Source organism: Clostridium lundense DSM 17049, from assembly GCF_000619945.1.
Classification (GTDB): domain Bacteria; phylum Bacillota; class Clostridia; order Clostridiales; family Clostridiaceae; genus Clostridium_AO; species Clostridium_AO lundense.
Window position 1 is genome coordinate 1 of the sequence record NZ_JHVC01000050.1, and the last position, 2,086, is coordinate 2,086.

The window sequence follows — 2,086 nt, forward strand, 5'->3', positions numbered from 1 at the left end:
TTTTCCTTCATATATAAAACCTGATTTTAAGAACTGCTTCATAATTCTTTTATCCATTGATATATTATCTTGTAACCATTCGTGGTTGATGTTATGGTTGGTAGAAGGAAGCCTTGGTTTTACCCTTGTGCTTCCAGCCCCAAGCAGAACCCGGCGTGCAGTTTTTCCGCACCGGGCTCCCCAAAATGACTTGCGATTGCTTTGTTAAATATCTGCATGTATTAATTCTGGATAAGGCAATTTAAACCATTCTCTGGTACTTAAATAAGACCAGTATAATCTATGTCTTTGACTTCTTCGTCTAAGTGACCTAATCCACTGATTAACAACTTCTTGGCGAATGAACATAAGTTTATTTCGACAGTGGTATAGCGAGAAATATTGATAGAATCCTCTCAGCATACTTGTCAGTTGCTTCTGTTGGTCTCTTCTCTTCCAATGGATATGCTCTTTAAGCCATTTGTGCGTTTTGTCCAGAAATTTTCTACAACTCTTAACTGTTGGCTTACGTATTAATGCAAACTGTCCATTGATTCCTACACCACTTATATGCCTAAATCCGAGAAAGTCAAACGTTTCCGGCTTTTTATAATACTTTGCACTTCTTTCTCGTGCATATCTACCAAAGGAAATAAGTCTCGTCTTTTCCTCTGCAAGTTCTAAATGAAACTTGTTCATTCGATACTTTGAATATTTCTCAAACTTTTCTGCATCTCTTTTATATTGAAAGCAAGCCACATAATCATCAGCAAACCTTATCAGGTATGCTTCACCTTGTGCATATGCTTTATATTTCTTTGCAAACCATAAGTCTAAAACATAATGAAGATAAATGTTTGCAAGTATAGGGCTGATTGGCCCGCCTTGCGGCGTTCCTTCTGTATTTATTGTAACTACTCCATTAACCATCACACCTGCTCTTAGCCATTTTCCTATCATACTAATTATTACAGGGTCGGCTATTCTCAGCTTTATCATTTTCATAAGCCACTGGTGGTTTATATGATTAAAATATCCTCTAATATCAGCCTCATATATAAATCTTACTTTCTTCTTTACTATGCATTCTCTTAGTGTTTTGAGTGCTTGATGTGGATTTCTTCTTGGTCTAAAGCCATATGAGAAATCCATAAATTCTTGTTCATATATGGACTCCAGAATCCTTGCTACCGCACGTTGTACAAGCCTATCTTCTACAGTAGGTATGCCCAAAGGTCGTGTTTTTCCATTGCCTTTTGGTATCTCTACACGCCTTACCGGTGGTGCTTTATATTTCTTTTCTTTCATCTTCTTCCATATATCTTTTACTCTCTCATCAATGTTATATTCAAATTCTTTAGTTGTCTCTCCATCTACGCCACTTGCTCCTTTCCTATTCATCATTTTCCATGTTTCTTTTAGAAATTCTGGTGTTATGATATGGGCTAATGACGTAAATACTGCTTTCTTATCTTTACGAGCTTTAATCGCTATCTCATCCAATTTTGTTGACATATTTATCTACCTCTGTTTGTGCAGTTTATGTTTCCTTGTTGAGAGCTCATTTTGTCCTGTCGCTTCCCCATGTACGTGGCTTTCCCACGCTCGGAGTACTATCAACAGGTCCGACTCCCGCCACAGCTTCCGCTTGCTTGTGGATGGTCCTTTCGGCTTACGTACTCTGCATTTGCAAAGACCATGACGGGTCTCCCGGGTTCCTTGACAATTCCATTTCATCCATGCCATGCTCTCAGACCCCGCCGGAGTCTCCATTTCCCTTGCCTTTATCGGGAAATTACTATAGCCTTCCAAGTATTCGACCTTGTCGGCCTCCGGACGTAATAACGAGGCTCAATCGCTTCACTTGCGTTACGGCCTAGATTCGCTCTGTCTACGCTTAGTCTATGTCGTTACCTTCATAAACCCAAGACTCGATTTTAGGTGAGGCGGCTATACCTCTTTCCTAAGTTGGAATTTCACCAACTGAAATTGCCCGGCTTAGCCCGGCGCACCAAAGCAACCTTTAATATCACCTTCAAGTATCCACGTTGGAGAGCATTTCCTAGCTAGTACACAAAATATTTGTTCACACGCGTCTTTTGCACTT

The 2,086-nt window shown here is 39.8% G+C and carries 1 protein-coding gene; it reads right to left on the bottom strand.

The annotated features are described in order from the left end of the window. Window positions 1-204 precede the first annotated feature (204 nt). Window positions 205-1,494: a group II intron reverse transcriptase/maturase gene (gene ltrA, locus T514_RS25375; RefSeq protein ID WP_034870031.1), complete on the bottom strand. Its 1,290-nt coding sequence runs from the start codon at window positions 1,492-1,494 to the stop codon at window positions 205-207. Window positions 1,495-2,086: the final 592 nt, after the last annotated feature.

What these genes read in the sequence shown, in the direction of transcription:
- ltrA (WP_034870031.1), bottom strand. Translation starts at nt 1,494, where the DNA reads ATGTCAACAAAATTGGATGAGATAGCGATTAAAGCTCGTAAAGATAAG.